The sequence below is a fragment of the Mesorhizobium sp. M0001 genome (genome assembly GCF_040324255.1).
Lineage (GTDB): Bacteria > Pseudomonadota > Alphaproteobacteria > Rhizobiales > Rhizobiaceae > Mesorhizobium.
Map to the genome: position 1 here is coordinate 221,957 of NZ_JAMYVS010000002.1, position 17,814 is coordinate 239,770.

Below are 17,814 nucleotides of genomic sequence, written 5' to 3' on the forward strand. Positions count from 1 at the left end.
GTAGAAGCTACCGGCAGGCAGACGGGGGGCAGCGTTGAGCGTCGCAAAGGTTGACGCCGCCCCTCATCCGCCCCTTCGGGGCACCTTCTCCCGGTGAACGGGGAGAAGGCAAGAATTGCGCGGCGCTCAGCCATAGGCGTCACCCCTTGCCTCAGCCGCACGTCCCGCGGCGCGGTCGGCGGCGAGCGCCTGCGCCATAAGCACCAGAAGCATGATGGCGATCAGCGCCATCGCCAATGCCGCGCCAAACGGCCAGTCATTGGCGGTCAGGAACTGGTCGTAGACGAGGTTGCCGATCATCTGGAAGCGGCCGCCGCCAAGCAGCGCCGGGGTGACGAAATTGCCGATCGACAGCACAAAGACGAAGACAGCACCCGCAGCGATGCCGGGCACGGTCAGCGGCAGGATGACACGTCGGAAGGTGGTGGCAGCGGAGGCGCCGAGATCGCGTGAGGCCTCGGCCAGTTCCGGGTTGAGGCGTGACAGCGGCGCGTAGCAGGCGAGGATGACGAAGGGCAGATAGTTGTAGACGAGGCCTGCGATGACCGAGCCTTCGGTATAGAGCATCGAGGGCGGTTCGCCGGTGTAGCCGAACCAGCGCAAGAGCTGGGTGATCAGGCCTTCGCGGTTCAGCAGCACGATCCAGGCATAGGTGCGGATCAGGTAGTTGGACCAGAACGGCAGCACGGCGAAAAACAGGAACACCGGCTGCCACCGGCGCGGGGCGGCCGCGATCGCATAGGCGGCGGCATAGCCGATCACCACCGCGATCAGGGTCGCGGTGCCGGCGATACGCGCCGATTTGAGTAAGATGCCGGCATAGAGCGGGTCGAAGACCAACCCGAAATTTTCCAGCGTCAAAGTGTAGTCGATGCCGCCATAGACGCCGCGCCGGAAGAAGGCGAGCGCCAGCACCAGGGCGCATGGGATAACCATCAGCGCGGTCAGCCAGACCAGCGCCGGGGCCATCAGCAGAGAGGAACGAAGTCGGGTCTGGGACAATTTCTCGGGTACCGCTCAGGGCCGGCGGCAGAAGTGCTGCCGGCCGTGAAGTCTGCGCCGCTTACTGCGCGGCCTTGATCTCGCTGACGATCTTGGAATAGTCGCGCTGGGCTTCGCCGACGTCACGCAACTGCTCGAACTTGACGAGATCGGCCACCGGCATCGCCATGTTGGGGAATTTGGCCAGGAAGTCGGCCGGCAGGCTTTCCATCGCCGGCTTGTTCGGCACCTTGTAGTCGATGTTCTGCGCCGCCCAGGCGTGGTTCTTGGCGTCGAGCATGAAGTTGATGAACTTGAAGGCGTCGTCCTTGTGCTCGGACGCCTTCATCACCACCATCGTGTCGACCCACAGGTCCGAACCTTCTTTAGGGATGACGTATTTGATCTCCGGCTTGTCGGCGATGCCGTAATTGCACCAGCCGTCCCAGGCCTGCACCATCAGCGCCTCGCCGGAAACCAGCTTGGAATAGAAGGTGGTGTCGTCATAGGCGAGCAGGGTCTTCTTGGCGGAGATCAAGAGGTCCTTGACCTCGGCCATCTTGGCCGGGTCGGTCTCGTTGACCGAATAGCCCTTGTCGAGCTGCCCGGCGGCCAGCAGCCAGCGATCGGTCGCCAGCATGGTGGTCTTGCCCTTCATCTCGTCGGAAGGGGCGAGCAGGTCGCTCCAGCTCGTGGGCGCCGTCTTGACAAGGTCAGAGCGGTAGCAGAGGCCCGTCGTGCCCCAGGTGTAAGGCACGGAGAAAGCGTTGCCGGCATCGTGCGGCAGCTTGGTCGCTTCGGGATAGAGGTTGGCGAGGTTGGGGATCTTGGCATGGTCGATCGGCTCGGTCAGGCCAAGCTTGTTTAATACTTCGGCGAAGGGCGAGGAGACGAAGACCACGTCATAGCCCTTGCCGCCGGCGGCAATCAGCTTGCCCATGATCTCTTCATTGGTGGCGTGCACCACCACTTCGCCGGCAATGCCGGTGGCGGTCTTGAAAGCGGCCATGGCGTCGGGTGCCATGTACCCATCCCAGTTCGAAATAACGAGGTCGGCTGCGGCGGCCGGCCCCGAGAGCGTCAGGGCGAGACCGAGAGCGATTGAGGATGTATTGAGCGCACGGCGCCGCAGGCTGGTAGCGGTCATGGCAGTCTCCCATTCGGTTTGATCGTCGAAATCATTTGCCGGACCAAGGCCGGCGACGCGCGCGCCTGCCTCGATCCTGTTCCCTCGGTCTTTTCTCGCCGATTGTGCCGACAGTACTATTGCAGAAAAAAGTACGTCAATCCATAATCTGTCAACCGACGGAGGAATTTGGCCGATTGTCCCTGTTCCGGCGATCAGCCAGACCAATGCGCCACATTCGCATTCGAGAAAAGTCATGCAAGCCGTAGCCAGACGACCTCGCACCAACCATCTCGATCTGGCGCAGCGCATCCTGGATGTGGCGCGGCAGCGTGGCTTCGAGCCTGGCGCCCGCCTGCCCGAACAGCAGATCGCCTCGCTGTGCAATGTCTCGCGCACGCCCGTACGCGCCGCACTCGGCCTGCTCGCGGAACGGGGCGTGGTGCGCTGGGAGGCCGACAGCGGTTATCATCTGACGGTCGACCTCGCCGCCCAGCCCGCCATTGCCGCCGAACTACCTAGTGCGGAGGAAGACGAGCTCGCCGAAGCCATCCTGCGCGACCGCTCGGCGCGACGGTTGGACCAGACGGTGACCATCGCGGGGCTGATGCGACGCTACGACGCTGATCGCAAGACGGTACTAAAAGCACTTAACAAACTGACCGACGAGAATCTTCTGGATCGTGCGCCTGGGCAATCCTGGTTGTTTCGCCGCGCGCCGGACGATCCGGAGGCGCAAGGCGAAAGCTACGAGTTCCGCCTGGTGCTGGAGCCGGCGGCCATCCTGACGCCAGGCTTTCGGCTGGACGGGGCGCGGGCAGCAATGTTGCGGCAAGGCATGGAAGCGCTTGCAGCGCTGCCGGACGAGACATTCGACACGCGCGAGTTCCAGCGGCTGGACATGGATTTTCATGGCATGATCGCCGAGGGCTGCGCCAACCGTTTTGTGTCGGATGCATTGGCCGATCATCTCCGCCTGCGCCGGCTGCCGGGCATCTATTCCGGCGTCAACGTGTTTCGGCTGCGGCAATCGTTGCGCGAACACTCGGGCATACTCGACTATCTTGAAAGCCGGCAGTATGAGGTGGCTGCCGATCTGCTTCGCATCCACCTGCGGCTCTCCCGCAGCCAGCGACCGCAAGCAGCCAGCCGCGGAGCTCCCGCACTGTTCGGCATGATCAGCCGGCCGGATTGAAGAGGAATAATTGACGCGTAAAGCCAGCCCGACCATCGCGCTGTTTCCCGAAGCCAGTTTCGGCGCCGCGTTGAATTGCGTCGGTATCGCACAGGCATTGCGCGCACGGGGCGCTCGCCCCGTCTTCATCTGCCATGCCGGCTTCTCCGGCGTCTTTACCGACTATGGCTTCCAGGAATACCATCTGCCGACGGATGAGCCGCTGAGCGACAGCGAGCGGCAGAGCTATTGGCAGGCCTTCGTGCGCCGGCACCTGCCGCATTTCCGGCTGAGCCCGATCGACCAGCTCGAGACCTATGTCGCGCCGACCTGGCAAGCGATCGTCGACACCGCCGTCAACGCCGAGGCGCCGCTGCGCCAATTGCTGGCGCGGCTGAAGCCGGATGTGGTGGTGCTCGACAACGTCATCATGTTCCCGGCGATCGCCGCCGCCGGCTGCCCGTGGGTGCGCGTCGTCTCCTGTGCCGAGACGGAACTGCCGGATGCCGAGGTGCCGCCCTATCTCTCGGGGATGGGTGCCGACGACCCGCAACGTGCGGCGTTCGAAGCGCGCTATCTCGCGGCCTCCGCACCCGCGCATGAGCGCTTCAACCGTTTTCGCGCGGATGCCGGCCTGGCGCCGTTGCCCAAGGGCCTGTTCCTCGAGACATCACCCGACCTCAATCTGCTGCTGACGCCAGCGATCGTACGGCGTGAGCGGGCCGAGCCGCTCGACCCCAAACGCTTCGTTTATCTCGAAGGCTGCGTGCGCTCGGAAGGGCCGTTCGAGGTGCCGGTGTTTCCGCGCAATGGCGGGCCGCTGGTCTATGTCAGCTTCGGCAGTCTCGGCGCGATGGATGTCGGGCTGATCGAACGCATGCTCGCCGTCTTCGACCGGCTGCCGGCGCGCTTCATCGTCAATGCCGGCGGCCTGCGCGACGCCTATCGCGCGGTGCCGGACAATGTCTATCTCGACGCCTGGTTTCCGCAGCCTTCGGTGGTGGCGAAGTCGGACCTGTTCATCCACCATGGCGGCAACAACAGCTTTTGCGAGGCGCTGCGCTTCGGCGTGCCGTCGCTGATCATGCCCTATTGCTGGGACGGTCACGACAATGCGCAACGCGCGGGAGAGACAGGTGTCGGCGACCATATCGGCCGCGACGCCTGGACGGAAGGGGGATTGGAGAGAGCCATTCTCGGCCTGCTGGCCGACGATGCGATGCGCGCCCGCCTCAGGGACAATGCTGCCAAGATGGCGCTGACCCCTGGAACGGATGTGGCCGCGCAAGCCATACTCTCTCTCATAGGTACGTGAACCAAAATGCAGGACAAAAATACCAACACCGCTCTCTTCACCGGCAACGATCCCAAGGCCTGGCTCGCCCAGCACGGCATCACGGAGGTCGAGTGCCTGGTGCCCGACATGAATGGCGTGCTGCGCGGCAAGGCGCTGCCGACGGTGAAATTCCTCAAGGCGCTGGAAGACCGCGCACTCTACCTGCCGAGCAGCGCTTTCCTGGTCAGCATCGATGGCCGCTACTCCGGTTCCATCGACGAAGGCTTTGCCTATCAAGACCCGGATATGCGCATGGTGCCTGATATGTCGACGCTGTGCCTGGCGCCGGGCGGTGGCGTCGGCAAAGCCTATGTCTTCGCCGACGCCTTCCACATGCAAGGCAAGCCCTGGATGGCCTCGCCACGACATGTGCTGCGCGCCGTGCTCGATCTCTACCGGAAGCGCGGTTGGCGCGCGGTGGTGGCGCCGGAAATCGAATTCTATCTGACCGCGCCCAATCCGAATCCCGACCAGCCGCTGACGGCACCGGTTGGCGCCAATGGCCGCGCCGAGGGCTCGCAGCATCCCTATGACATGGTGGCGCTGGAAGAATTCGAGCCGGTGATAAGGCGCGTCTATGATTATGCCGCAGCCGCCGGCCTGCCGCTCGACACGCTGATCCATGAGTCCGGCACCGCGCAGCTGGAGATCAATCTCTTGCACGGCGACGCGGTGCCGCTCGCCGACCAGGTGCTGCTGTTCAAGCGGCTGACTCGCCAGGCGGCGCAGCAGAGCGGCATGCACGCGACCTTCATGGCCAAGCCGATCGCGGCGCAGGCGGGAAGCTCGATGCATCTGCACATGTCTGTCGTCGATGAAACGACAGGCGCCGAGCTGTTTGCCGACAGAGATGATGCAGACACCGAAATGTTCGGCCATTTCATCGGCGGCCTGCAGAGATATGTGCCCGAGATCATGCCGCTGTTCGCACCCAACGTGAACTCGTTCCGCCGCATCCGGCCGAACCACAGCGCACCGGCCAACATCGAATGGTCGCATGACAACCGCTCTTGCGGCCTGCGCGTGCCGGCAGGTGGCCGCGCCGCCCGGCGGGTAGAGAACCGCTTGCCGGGAGCGGATTGCAATCCCTATCTGGCGATCGCCGGTTCGCTGCTTGCCGGCTATCTCGGCGTCGAGCAGAAGCTGGCGCGCTCGGCTGAGGCCTCGGGCAATGCCTACAGGATCAAAAGCACGCTGCCGAAAACGATGGAGGAGGCGCTTGATCGTTTCATTGCTTGCGAGCCGGTGCGGGCATTGCTCGGCGAGGATTTTTTCCAGACCTATCTGCGCGTCAAGAGCGTCGAACTCGACCTGTTCCAGAGCGTGGTGACGAGCTGGGAACGCGACCATTTGATGCTGAAGGTGTGATCATGGCCTCCGGCTCAACAGGTTTCAATTCGAGCCTCGATATCGGCAATTCCTATTATGTCGCCACCGCCAATCCGGCGCCGGACCATCCGGCGCTGGTGGGAGATGTCGGCGCCGATCTGGTGGTGGTCGGCGGCGGCTGCACCGGCCTGTCGGCCGCCCTTCATGCCGCCGAGCGCGGCCTGAAGGTGGTGCTGCTCGAAGGCGGCAAGATCGGCTGGGGCGCGTCGGGCCGCAATGGCGGCCAGATGATCCCTGGCCTGCGCAAAGGCGCCAAGGGGTTGGTCAAGCTTTACGGCCCCGAGCGGGCGAAGGCGCTGTTCGACCTCGCCTTCGAGGCGCGGGGCCTGGTGCTCGACATCATCGAGCGCCACGCCATCGATTGCGATCTGCGGCTGACCGGCCATCTCGTCGGTGCCGTTAATGGCTCCGACCTCAGGGATCTCGAAGACGAGGCCAAATGCCTCGAGAGCGTGATGAAGTTCCGCGACGTCGAGATCCTGTCGGCGGCGCAGGCACGCGGCAAGGTGGACACGCCCTATCATGGCGCGATGTATGAGCCGCTTGGCGGCCATATGCATCCGCTGAACTACACGCTCGGCCTTGCCCGTGCCGCCGTGGCGGCCGGTGTCGTCATCCATGAAAATTCCGTCGCGGTAAAGCTGGAGCGCGAGCCTTCGATCCGGGTCTCGACGGCGCAGGGGTCGGTAAGGGCCAAACATGTCGTGCTGGCCGGCGACGCGTTGCTGCATGGGCTGGAGCCGCGCGTCAACAGCCGCATCATGCCGGTCGGCAACTACATCGTCGCCACCGAACCGCTGGAGGGCAAACACAATGTCATCCCGGCCAATGTCGCGGTGTCCGACACGCGCTTCGTCGTCAACTACTACCGCATGTCGGCGGACGGTCGGCTGCTGTTCGGCGGCGGCGAGCGCTACACGCCATCGCCGCCGGCCGACATCGCCGGCTTCGTGCGGCCGCACATGGAGGCCACCTTCCCGCAACTGAAGGGCTGCCGCATCGATCATGCCTGGGGCGGTCTGGTGTCGGTGACCACGTCGCGGCTGCCGCATGTCGGGCACTATGGCGAGGTCTATTTCGCGCATGGCTATTCCGGCAAGGGCGTCATCCTGTCAACGCTGTCGGGCAAGCTCTTGGCCGAAGCGATTACGGGCGACGCCTCGCGGCTGGACCTGTTCTCGACGCTGACGCCGATGCCGTTCCCGGGCGGTACAGCGCTGCGGGGCCCGCTCTATGTGCTGGGGATGTTGTGGTACGCCATGCGCGACCGCATCAAGCATTGAAGGCTGCGGCCGGCGGGCGCGAAATCATTGGAGGCGATTGCATGCGTGATTTTCAGTTCCCCGGCCGCTCGCCAGTTCGCGCGACAGAAGCGATGGCGGCGACATCGCATCCGCTGGCGACGCTGGCCGCCATCGACATGCTGCGCTCCGGCGGCAATGCCATGGATGCCGCTGTCTGCGCTGCGGCGGTGCAAGGCGTCGTCGAGCCGCAATCGACCGGCATCGGCGGCGACTGTTTTGTGCTCTACAGTCCCAAAGGCGAGGGCGATGTTCTCGCTTTCAACGGCTCGGGGCGTTCGCCCGCTGCGGCAACCGCCGAATGGTATCTGGAGCGGGGGCATAGCGAACTGCCTGCGGCCGGACCGCATGCCGTCACCATACCAGGCGCCATCGATGCATGGTGCCGGCTACTCGAGGACCACGGAAAAAAGGGCATCGACGCCGCGCTGGCGCCAGCCATTCGCTATGCCGAACAAGGCTGTGTCGTTTATGATCGCGTCGCCTTCGACTGGGCCGACGAGGTCGCCCTGCTCTCAGCCGATGAACACGCCGCGCGCATATTCCTGCCCGAGGGAAGGGCGCCGCAAGCCGGCGATGTGCATCGGCAGCCGCACTTGGCGGACACCTTGCGCATCATCGCCAACGGAGGCCGTGCAGGGTTTTATGAAGGTGAGGTCGCGGACGATCTGGTGGAACGTCTTCGCGCGCTGGGCGGGCTGCATGCATTGGAGGATTTCGCCGAGACCCAAGGCGACTACGTCACGTCGGTGAATACGTCCTATCGCGGCTACGATATCCATCAGATGCCACCGAACAATCAGGGCATGACGGCGCTGATCATGCTGAATGTGCTTTCGGGCTTCAGCCTTGGTTCGTTGGAGCCGAACAGTGCCCAGCGGCTGCATCTCGAGATCGAAGCCGGCCGGCTTGCCTACCAGGACCGCGATACTTTCATCGGCGACCAGGATTTCGTCCAGGTCCCCGTCGAACAACTGCTGTCGGCAGCCCATGCGGAGCGGCTGCGCGCCGCCATCGATCCGGCCCTCGCCATGACGCATCTGCCGCGGCTTGAGCTGTCGCGCAGCGACACCGTCTATATCTCCGTGGTCGACCGCGACCGCAATTCGGTCAGCTTCATCAACTCGACCTTCGGTTCCTTCGGCAGCGGCGTCGTCGGTCCCAAGACAGGCGTCGTGCTGCAGAATCGCGGCAGCAGTTTTCGCCTCACGGAAGGCCATCCAAATCGTATCGCGCCGCGAAAGCGACCGATGCACACCATCATGCCTGGCATGGCGACGCGAGGGGGTAAGGTGGTGATGCCGTTCGGGGTGATGGGCGGCGGCTACCAGCCGTTCGGCCATGTCCATCTGCTGACCAACATGATCGATTTCGGGATGGACCCGCAGCAGGCACTGGATGCGCCACGGGTGTTCTACAAGGACAATGCCGTGCTGGCCGAGCGCGGGATTCCGGCTGAGGCGATCGCCGGCCTGCGTCAGCGCGGCCATCAGGTTTCGATCGCCGAGGAGCCGCATGGCGGCGGCCAGTTGGTGCTGATCGATTGGGAAAAGGGCACGCTCACCGGTGCCTCCGATCCGCGCAAGGACGGTTGTGCGCTGGGCTACTGATCTGCGTTGCTGGAATGCGCATTCAGAACCAGATCAGCCAGACAAGCTGCAGGATTACCAGTGCAATGGCGTCCCAGAAGATGAGTTCGCCCATCGAGAACCAGCGCCGCGACCGGTTGAAGCTGTAGAACAGCCACCCGACCAAGGCTGCGGCGGCCAGCGGCACCAAAGCGAGCAGCGTGCTCACGGCAGTCGCGCTCCCGACACCGCATCGAATGTGTGCAGCGCCGCCGGCGGAAAGTGTAGATAAAGCGGCTGGCCGGGATCGAAAGCGCGATCGACATTCACGGTCCTGACGATCAGCGCGTTGGCCTCGCTCGTGGCGAAGATCAGCACGTCCGGCTCGACCGGTTCGACGACGTCGACGGCAAACAGGATGGCATAGCCGGCAGTCGCGTCGACAAGCTGGATCTGCTCGGGGCGAATGCCGAGCACGATGGGACCATCAGGCTTTCCCGGAAGCGGGCAAGTGAAACCGCTGGCGTGGAAGACGCCGGCGCGGACATCGCCATCGAACGTGTTCATCGCTGGACGGCCGATGAATTCAGCGATGAAGCGATTGGCAGGCCGCCGATAAATCTCGCGCGGGTCGTCGTACTGGATCAGTGCGCCTTCGCGCAACACCGCGACCCTGGTCGCCAGCGTCATCGCCTCTTCCTGGTCGTGTGTGACGAAGACGAAGGTCTTTTTCAGCTCGCGATGCAGACGCTTCAGCTCGGTGCGCATGTGGAGCCGCAACAAGGCGTCGAGATTGGACAGCGGCTCATCCATCAGACAGAGGCTAGGTTGCCAGACCAGGGCGCGGGCCACGGCGACGCGCTGCGCCTGGCCGCCCGACAATTGCGAAGGGCGGCGGTCGAGGTAACGGGTGATTTCGAGCAGCTCGGCCATGGCGCGGACGCAGCGGTCGAGCTCGGCAGCCGGCATCTTTCGGATGCGCAAGGGATAGGCGATGTTCTCGTAGACGCTCTTATGGCTGTAGAGCGCATAGTTCTGGAACACCATGCCCATGCCGCGCAGGCGCGGCGGCAGGTCGGTGACATCGCGACCCTCGACCATGATGCGCCCGGCGGTCGGCCGCTCCAGCCCGGCGAGCAGCCGGCAGGCTGTCGTCTTGCCCGAGCCGGAGGGCCCGAGCAGCACGAGGAATTCACCGGGCTCGAAAGCAAGGTCGAGCGCCTGCAGCGCCACCGTCCCATCGGGGAAAGCCTTGGTGACGCCGTCGAAAACAATTGCCATGCGAGATCCCTTCAACCCTTGACCGCGCCGAAGGTGAGGCCGCGGACGAGCTGTTTCTGGACAAGGAAAGTGAAAAGCACGATCGGCAGCGTCGCCACGATGGCGACCGCCGCGACTTGGCCCCATAGCGTGCCATGCGGCGTCACCAGCCCCGGTATGCCGACGGTCAGCGGCCGCCCGTCGAAGGCGACGAGGATGAAGGCGTAGAGGAACTCGTTCCATGACAGGATGAAGCAGAGCACGGCCGTCGCGCCGATGCCGGGCGCGGCCAGCGGTGCAACGACGAAGAAGAAGGCGCCGAGCCGCGAGCGGCCGTCCATCATCGCGGCCTCGTCGATCTCCCTGGGGATTTCGGCGAAGAAGCCGCGCATCATCCAGACGACGAGCGACAGGTTGAAGGAGGTGTGGGCGATCACAACGGCGTAGATGGTGTCGATCAGGCCCAGCGAGGTGAAGAACAGGAACAGCGGCACGGCGATCGAGATCGGCGGCGCCATGCGCGTGGTCAGGAAGAAGAAGAACAGGTCTTCCTTGCCGGGAAAATCCGAGCGGGCAAAGCCATAGGCCGCTGGCGCGCCGATGACGATGCAAAGTATGGTCGACGACACCGAGATCAGCACCGAATTGATCGCCAGCGGCCAGTATTCCTTGTCGATGAAGACCGCCGGATAGTTGGAGAACGTCGGCGTAAAAGCCCATTTTGGCACCGAGGACAACAGGTCGACGCGGTTCTTGAACGAGGCCAGCACCATCCAGACGTAGGGCGTCAAGGCCACCACGACAGCGACCAGCAGCACGGCCCAGGCAAAACTGCTCCAGGCGCGGTTGGTGGATTGATCGATCATCGCAGCGCCCTCAAAACGACGCCGCCTGCTTGCGGCTCGACCAGTAGACGGCCTTGTAAAAGACGGAGCACAGGATCAGCACGACGAGATAGATCATGAAGGCGACCGCGGCGCCGTAGCCGAGGTCCCAGTTGCGGAAGTTGACGCGGTAGGCGTAGATCGACACCAGTTCGGTCAGCGTTCCCGGACCGCCGCCGGTCATCAGGAAAACCTTGTCGAACTCCTTGAACGCGTCGATGCCGCGCAGCAATAGCACCAGCGCGATGACGGGCCGCAGCAGCGGCAGCATGACATCGCAAAAGATCTGAAACGGTTTTGCGCCATCCATCATCGCCGCCTCGAACGGCGCGCGCGGCAGGCTCATCATCCCGGCGAGCATGATCAGGGTGACGAAAGGCGTCCACTGCCAGACATCGATGGCGACGATGGTCGGAAACACCAGGTCGGGTGCCGAAAGCACCGCCGAATTCTGCGCAAGCAGGCCGACCTTGCGCATGTAGAAGGTGAGCATGCCGAAATCGCCCTGCAACAGCAGCCGCCAGATCAGCCCGACGGCGACCGGCGCGATCATCATCGGGATGAGCAGGAGTGTGGTGAGAAGCCGCTGGCTGGCGACGAAGCGGAAGATCAGGAAGGCCAGCGCAAAGCCGAGCAGGAATTCCAGGCCGACGGCGATGATGACGAATTTCAGCGTCAGCAGGAACGATGCCCAGAAGAATGGGTCGTTGCGCATCAGCTTGCGGAAATTGTCGAAACCGACGAAGGCGCCCGCATGGCTGGCGTCGGCGAAGCTGAGGTCGGTCAGCGCGGTGTAGACCATGTAGTAGAACGGGCCGACCAGGAAGACGACGACGAGCAGCGTCGCCGGCAGCATCAAGAGCGGCCCCACCCCACGGTCGAGAAGCGGCATTCCGCGCGGCGATGGAGTGCGGTTCGTCACGGGCGTTTCCTGCGGACAAGAACGGCTACCCGCTTGTGCGGGTAGCCTCTGCGCGACATCTCAAGGCCTATCGTGCCGGATAGGTCATGGGTGCGCAAGAACCGAGCAGTGTCGAGATGTCGGTGGCGGCGGTGTCGAGGGCGGCCTGCGCCTCCTTTTCGCCGGCGAGGTAGGATGACAGTTCGCGCACCAGTATGTCGGTCATCTCGGCCGATTGCGGCAGCGTCGCCTTCGGCACCGCATGCTCGTTGGCCTCCATCGACGCCTTGGCGTAGGGCAGTTTCTGCACCTCCGCCGAGGCATAGACATCGGGCCGGCCCGAGGCGCCGCCATTGAGATGCTGCTCGAGCTGGCGGTCATAGCCCATCATCCACTGGACGAAGAGGAAGGCGGCCTGCTGGTTCTTCGAATAGACCGGGATCAGATAGGTCCAGCCCTCGACCTGGCCGATCTTGCCGCCGTCGCCTTGCGGCACGAGATCGAAGCCAACCTTGCCGACCACGGTGGAGGCCGTGGTGTCGACCGATACGGCATAGGTTGCGTCGTTCCACATGATCAGCTCGGTGACCTTGGCTTGCTGCATCAGCGCCATGACATCATCCCAGAAATAGTTGAGGCTGTCCGGCGGCGAGAATTGCAGCAGGCTCTTGTAATATTCGAGCGAGGCGACGGCCTTGGGGCTGTTGACGATGACCGGGCCGCAGGCCGAGCCGCTCTTCACGTCGAGCACGTCGCCGCCGAAGGAATAAAGGAAGTTGAGCCACTCATACCACAGCGCCTCGTGGCGCTTGCCCTGCAGGGCGGTGCCGTAAAAGCCCTGGTCGGGGCGATAGAACCATTCGGCGATATCGCGATATTGCTTCCAGTCCTTGGCGGGAGCGAGGTCGTAGCCATACTTGGCCTTGAAGCCTGCCTGCTCCTTGGGATCGGCGAGCAGGTCCGAGCGATACCACATGAACATGTTGAGCACTGTGAAGGGGAAGCCGTACTCCTTGCCGTCATACCAGGAGATTTCGTGCCAGGCGGTCTGGTAGAGCTGCTTCTCCGGCTCGAAGCTCGGATCGCGCAAAGCCGGGTCGGCCATCATCTTGGCGATTTCGACCAGATGGTTGTTGGTGGCGAACTTGCCGAGTTCGCGATGCGGCTGGATGATGACGTCGTAGCGGCCGCGGTGCGAGTTGAGATCGAGCTGCACCTTGTTGACGGCTTCCGAGTGCTCGTACATCTCGACTTCGACATGGATGCCGGTCTGTTTTTCAAACTCCGGCGCCATCTTCTTCAGCGCTTCGAGCGGCGGCAGCGCCTCGCCGACCATGCGGATGGTCTGGCCGCTATAGGGTTTCGACGCCTCTTTCAGATCCCACGCGGCCGCTTGTGTCACTTGCCACGTCAGGGGCCACACAAATACGGCTGCGACGAGCAGTCTGGACGCAGTACGTCTCAGCGGCTTGAGCATTCTTCCCTCTCCCTAGAAGTCGTGCCTGGCGGGCTGGCGCCCGTTCTGTCATAAAATGTGTGGTACTGCAAATCAAAATGTGGCACCTTGCAACAAATGGCTGGGAGGTGTTAACAGACCGGCAGCAAACCGGCTTTCCCGACCAGGCGAGGGACCTTTCGGATGGACTTCATCTTCATGCTGACGCGCAACGATCGCACGGTCGAGGACTGTCTCGACCTGGTCGAATTGATTGAGCCGGTCGGCCTGAAGCATGTCGGCTTCAAGGATATTGGCGTCGCGCCGGATGTGCTGCGCAAGCTCGCTGTCGCCATTGGCCGGACAGGCGCCACCACTTACATGGAAGTTGTCTCGACGACGGCTGAGGCCTGCCTTAATTCCGCGCGCATCGCCAGGGATCTCGGCGTCCGGCGCCTGCTCGGTGGAACCCAGGTCGACGAGATCATGGCGTTGCTGGAGGGGAGCGGCACCGAATACTACCCTTTTCCGGGTCGGCCGGTCGGCCATCCGACCAAGCTCGGCGGTTCGGCCGAGGATGTCGAGGCCGACTGCCGCGCCTTCGCCGAGAAGGGTTGTGCGGGATGCGACATCCTCGCCTATCGCGCCACCGAGGCCGACCCGGCCGAACTGGTGCGCGCAGCCCGGCGCGGGCTTGGTCCGTCGCGGCATCTGATCGTCGCCGGCGCCGTGGCATCAGCCGATCGGATCAAGGCGATCAAGCTGGCCGGCGCCAACGCTTTTACCATTGGCACAGCGGTGTTCGACGGTTCCTATTCGCCGACGAAAGGTTCTATCCTCTCGCAACTGCGGGATGTTCTCGCGGATTGCGAGCGTGTCTAATGCCAGTCATCGGCATCGATCTCGGCACACAAAGCCTGAAGGCGATCGTTGTCGATGACGAATTGCGGCTGCGTGGCGAGGCCGCTGTGTTGTACCAGCCGGCCTTCCCGGCGCCCGGCTGGGCCGAACAGAATCCGGCGCTGTGGCTGGCGGCGCTCAAGCCGGCCATTGCCGGCGCGCTCGACAAGGCTGGGCTTGCGCCGTCCGACATCAAGGGCATTGCCATTGCCGGCCAACTCGACGGCTGTGTTGCGGTCGACAGCAGCGGCCAGGCCCTGACGCCGTGCATCATCTGGATGGATCGGCGCGCGGCGGCAGAGATCGCCGCCATCGATCCGGACTTCATCCGCGAGCGCACCGGTCTCGTTCTGGACGCCACGCATATGGCGGCGAAAATCCGCTGGGCCGCGCGCAACCTGCCCGAAGCGCGCCGAGTGGCGCTCTGGCATCAACCGGTATCATTCGTGGTCGCAGCGTTGTGCGGTCGTGCCGTCATCGATCACGCGCTGGCCTCGACGACCATGCTCTATGGGCTGAAGGAGCACAACTATGCCGGCGATCTGCTGGCGGCCTTCGACATCGATGCAGATAAATTGCCCGGCATCGACGATGCATCTGAGATCGCCGGCGCCTTGACCCACGCCGGCGCCGAGCTCACCGGTCTGCCTGTGGGCACGCCGCTGGCGGTCGGCACCGGCGATGATTTTTCGGCCGCCATAGGCGCCGGGGTTGTCGTGCCCGGTGTCGTCGCCTGCAATCTCGGCACGGCCGAAGTGGTCGGCGCGGTTTCCGGCACGCTTCGCCTCGACCCCAGCGGCCTGGTCGAGACCCATGGCTTTCTCGGCGACGGCTATTTCATCTCCAATCCCGGATGGCTCTCGGGCGGCGCGGTGACGTGGTTTCTAACAACCTTCGGCGTCGATTCGCCGGCGGCGATGTCGGAACTGGCGGCGACGGTGGTTGCCGGCAGCGACGATTTGCTGTTCTTGCCCGCGTTGTCCGGTGCCATGGCGCCGCGCTGGATCGCCGAAGCGCGTGCCGCTTTCTACGGCCTGACATCCTTCCACGGCAAAGCCGCTTGTGCCCGTGCCGTGCTGGAGGGCTGTGCCTTTGCCATGCGCGACGTGGTCGACCGGCTGGACGATCTCGATATCGCGACGGATCGCATCCGGCTCTCAGGCGGTGGCGCGCGCAGCCGGGTGTGGGGGCAAATCCGGGCCGATGTCAGCGGCAGGCCGGTCGAGATCGCGGGTGCGGCCGATGCCTCGCCGATCGGTGCAGCAATCCTTGCCGCCGCAGCCATCGGCCTTACCTCCTCAGTGCGGCAGGCGGCTGAAAGGCTGGCCGGCCGCATCGAGACGATCGACCCTGATCCTTCCGCCAAGGCCGCCTACGACAGAAGTTACCGCCGGTATCGCACCTTGTTCGATGCCCTGACCCCGCTTCATGCTGACTGACCGGACTGCATCCTATGTCCAGACAAATGCTCGATCGCCTTATTGCCGGCACGCTGCCTGACCCGGATAGCCAGGGAATGCTGTCGGTGCCGCTGAAGACCATCGTCATAGGGCGCGGTCTCGGCGACGAAGCCGATGCACTGGTCAAGCCGCTGCCGCTCGGCCGCAAGCTTTCCGTGGTCATGGACCCAGACACAAGGCTGGCGCTCGGCGAGAGAGTGTCGATTGCGCTGCGCGGCTCCAGCGATGTCGACAAGATCATCCTGCCGCGCCATCCGCATCCCGACATGGACGCCGTGCGATCGGTGATCGCCCGCACGAAAGACGCCAGCGGCCTGGTCGCGGTCGGATCGGGCTCGATCAATGACATCACCAAATATGCCGCCCATCTGACCCAAAAGCCCTATGCGGTGTTCGGCACCGCGCCGTCGATGAACGGCTACACCTCGGTGTCTGCGGCAATCACAGAGGACGGCCTGAAGAAATCGCTGACGGCGAGCCTGCCGGTCGGTGTCTTCCTCGATCTCGATGTCATGGCGCGAGCGCCGCACCGGCTGATCGCTGCCGGCTTCGGCGATTCGATGGCGCGGTCGACCGCGCAGACCGATTGGCTGATGGCGCATCTGTTGCTCGGCACGCCCTACCGGGAGGCGCCGTTCATGCTTCTGGCCGAGGACGAGGAGGCGCTTATCGCCAAAGCCGGCGAACTCGGGACCGGCGACCTTGAGGCGATGGAAGTGCTGGTGCGCACGCTGGTCATGTCAGGCCTTGGCATGACTTTGTGCGGCGGCTCCTATCCGGCCAGTCAGGGCGAACATCTGATCGCCCACTATATCGACATGCGGGGCCAGGGATTGCCCGAGGCGCATCACGGCGAGCACATAGCGGTGACGACGTTGACGATGGCGCGGCTGCAGGAACGCGTGCTGGCGCTGCGGGAGCTGCAGCTCGCGCCGTCCGCCGATACGCCAGACCGCTTCATCGAAATCTTCGGCGAAACGCTCGGACGTTCCTGCTGGGCGGCATTCAAGCCCAAGCTGCTGGACCGCGAACAGGCGGACGCTGTCAATACCATGCTGGCCAGGCAGTGGCGCTCGCATCGCGAAAGGCTGCTGCGGGTGGCACGCCCGGCTCGCGAGATCGCGGCAGCACTGCGTGCCGCCGGCGCCCCAACCACGCCGCAAGAGGTCGCCATACCGGCTGGCTTCTACGACGAGGCGGTCGCCAATGCGCGGCTGATCCGCGACAGGTTCACCATGCTCGACGTCGCTGCTGCCTCGCTCGAAACGGTTGCGGCGGGAGCCTGAGCGGGTGCTGCGTCCGCTCACCGACTTCACCGCGCCGGACCGGCGCAACATCGCTGTCGTGCTGACCGACATAGACGACACCTTGACCGACAACGGGCGGTTGCCGGCAAAAGCCTATGCGGCGCTCGAGCGGCTGAAGCAGGCCGGATTCATTGTCGCGCCGGTTACCGGCCGCCCTGCCGGCTGGTGCGACCTGATCGCCCGGCAATGGCCGGTGGACGGCGTGATCGGCGAGAACGGCGCCTTCTATTTCCGCTACGACGACGCCAAAAAGCGGATTGTTCGCCACTACGCCAAGAGCGCTGCCGAACGGCAGGCCGATGCCGCGCGCCTCAAGGAGATCGAGCAAACCGTTCTGCGCGAAGTTCCGGGTGCGGCGGTCGCGGCCGACCAGGCCTATCGCGAGGCCGATCTGGCGATCGATTTTTGCGAGGACGTGGCGCCGCTGCCCAAAACCGAGGTTCTGAAGATCGTCGGCATCTTCCAGCGCTACGGCGCGACGGCGAAAATCTCGTCCATCCACGTCAATGGCTGGTTCGGCAAATACGACAAACTGTCGACAAGCCGGCTATTCTTGCGGGACTGTTTCGGTATAGATATCGACCACGACAAGGACAGCATTGTCTTCGTCGGCGATAGTCCAAACGATGCACCAATGTTCGGCTTCTTCCCCAACAGCGTCGGCGTCGCTAATGTGCTGGACTTCGCCGGCGAGCTTCCGGCGTCTCCCGCCTTCGTCACACGCGGGCGCGGCGCGAAGGGATTTGCCGAGTTTGGCGACGCGCTGATTGCTGCAAAGGGAATGGAATAGTC

The 17,814-nt window shown here is 64.0% G+C and carries 16 protein-coding genes; 9 read left to right on the plus strand and 7 right to left on the minus strand.

What is annotated here, in order from left to right; genetic code table 11:
* Positions 1-126: 126 nt before the first annotated feature.
* Together NKK50_RS06035 and NKK50_RS06040 are read right to left on the minus strand one after the other, a co-directional pair.
* The gene (locus NKK50_RS06035) at positions 127-969 is read right to left on the minus strand and encodes an ABC transporter permease (RefSeq protein WP_023712268.1); all 843 of its coding nucleotides are present in this window, start codon (positions 967-969) and stop codon (positions 127-129) included.
* A 94-nt stretch (positions 970-1,063) separates the two neighbouring features.
* Entirely contained in the window at positions 1,064-2,128 is a 1,065-nt protein-coding gene (locus tag NKK50_RS06040) for a polyamine ABC transporter substrate-binding protein (RefSeq protein ID WP_023686655.1), read from the minus strand.
* Between the two features lie 235 nt (positions 2,129-2,363).
* Here NKK50_RS06040 and NKK50_RS06045 point away from each other — a divergent pair, with 235 nt between their 5' ends.
* Genes NKK50_RS06045 through ggt form a run of 5 tightly spaced genes read left to right on the plus strand, consistent with a single transcriptional unit; the run spans position 2,364 to position 8,917 of the window.
* Entirely contained in the window at positions 2,364-3,302 is a 939-nt protein-coding gene (locus NKK50_RS06045) for a GntR family transcriptional regulator (protein ID WP_023685712.1), read from the plus strand.
* 10 nt (positions 3,303-3,312) lie between these two features.
* Positions 3,313-4,596: a glycosyltransferase gene (locus NKK50_RS06050; protein WP_023685713.1), complete on the plus strand. Its 1,284-nt coding sequence runs from the start codon at positions 3,313-3,315 to the stop codon at positions 4,594-4,596.
* Between the two features lie 6 nt (positions 4,597-4,602).
* Positions 4,603-5,985: a glutamine synthetase family protein gene (locus tag NKK50_RS06055; RefSeq protein WP_352543179.1), complete on the plus strand. Its 1,383-nt coding sequence runs from the start codon at positions 4,603-4,605 to the stop codon at positions 5,983-5,985.
* Between the two features lie 2 nt (positions 5,986-5,987).
* Positions 5,988-7,289 carry an NAD(P)/FAD-dependent oxidoreductase gene (locus tag NKK50_RS06060; protein ID WP_031201307.1) on the plus strand — a complete coding sequence of 434 codons (1,302 nt, stop codon included), beginning with the start codon at positions 5,988-5,990 and terminating at the stop codon, positions 7,287-7,289.
* Positions 7,290-7,330: 41 nt separating this feature from the next.
* Positions 7,331-8,917 (plus strand): gamma-glutamyltransferase, encoded by a 1,587-nt coding sequence (gene ggt / locus NKK50_RS06065; RefSeq protein WP_352543180.1) that lies wholly within the window; start codon positions 7,331-7,333, stop codon positions 8,915-8,917.
* A 22-nt stretch (positions 8,918-8,939) separates the two neighbouring features.
* Here the strand turns inward: ggt and NKK50_RS06070 are convergent, their stop codons facing one another.
* The 5 genes from NKK50_RS06070 to NKK50_RS06090 form a co-directional block, all read right to left on the minus strand.
* Positions 8,940-9,104: a hypothetical protein gene (locus NKK50_RS06070; protein ID WP_023698833.1), complete on the minus strand. Its 165-nt coding sequence runs from the start codon at positions 9,102-9,104 to the stop codon at positions 8,940-8,942.
* A complete protein-coding gene (locus NKK50_RS06075; RefSeq protein ID WP_023707568.1) occupies positions 9,101-10,156 on the minus strand; it encodes an ABC transporter ATP-binding protein in 1,056 nt (351 codons plus the stop codon). The genes NKK50_RS06070 and NKK50_RS06075 overlap by 4 nt, the downstream gene beginning before the upstream one ends.
* 11 nt (positions 10,157-10,167) lie before the next feature.
* Complete coding sequence (locus tag NKK50_RS06080; RefSeq protein ID WP_023751730.1) at positions 10,168-11,001, minus strand: carbohydrate ABC transporter permease; 834 nt, start codon at positions 10,999-11,001, stop codon at positions 10,168-10,170.
* 10 nt (positions 11,002-11,011) lie between these two features.
* On the minus strand, positions 11,012-11,941 hold the full coding sequence (locus tag NKK50_RS06085; protein WP_155923888.1) for a carbohydrate ABC transporter permease: 930 nt from the start codon (positions 11,939-11,941) through the stop codon (positions 11,012-11,014).
* 67 nt (positions 11,942-12,008) lie between these two features.
* The gene (locus NKK50_RS06090; RefSeq protein WP_023751732.1) at positions 12,009-13,322 is read right to left on the minus strand and encodes an ABC transporter substrate-binding protein; all 1,314 of its coding nucleotides are present in this window, start codon (positions 13,320-13,322) and stop codon (positions 12,009-12,011) included.
* A gap of 237 nt (positions 13,323-13,559) precedes the next feature.
* Here NKK50_RS06090 and NKK50_RS06095 point away from each other — a divergent pair, with 237 nt between their 5' ends.
* From NKK50_RS06095 to NKK50_RS06110, 4 genes are read left to right on the plus strand one after another with little or no spacing between them, the layout of a single operon-like run.
* A complete protein-coding gene (locus NKK50_RS06095; RefSeq protein ID WP_023743084.1) occupies positions 13,560-14,237 on the plus strand; it encodes a beta/alpha barrel domain-containing protein in 678 nt (225 codons plus the stop codon).
* Complete coding sequence (locus NKK50_RS06100; RefSeq protein ID WP_352543181.1) at positions 14,237-15,694, plus strand: xylulokinase; 1,458 nt, start codon at positions 14,237-14,239, stop codon at positions 15,692-15,694. Before NKK50_RS06095 ends, NKK50_RS06100 begins: the two co-directional genes overlap by 1 nt.
* Positions 15,695-15,708: 14 nt before the next feature.
* The gene (locus tag NKK50_RS06105; RefSeq protein WP_352543182.1) at positions 15,709-17,001 is read left to right on the plus strand and encodes an iron-containing alcohol dehydrogenase; all 1,293 of its coding nucleotides are present in this window, start codon (positions 15,709-15,711) and stop codon (positions 16,999-17,001) included.
* Between the two features lie 7 nt (positions 17,002-17,008).
* A complete protein-coding gene (locus NKK50_RS06110) occupies positions 17,009-17,812 on the plus strand; it encodes an HAD-IIB family hydrolase (protein ID WP_352543304.1) in 804 nt (267 codons plus the stop codon).
* The last annotated feature ends 2 nt before the right edge of the window (positions 17,813-17,814 follow it).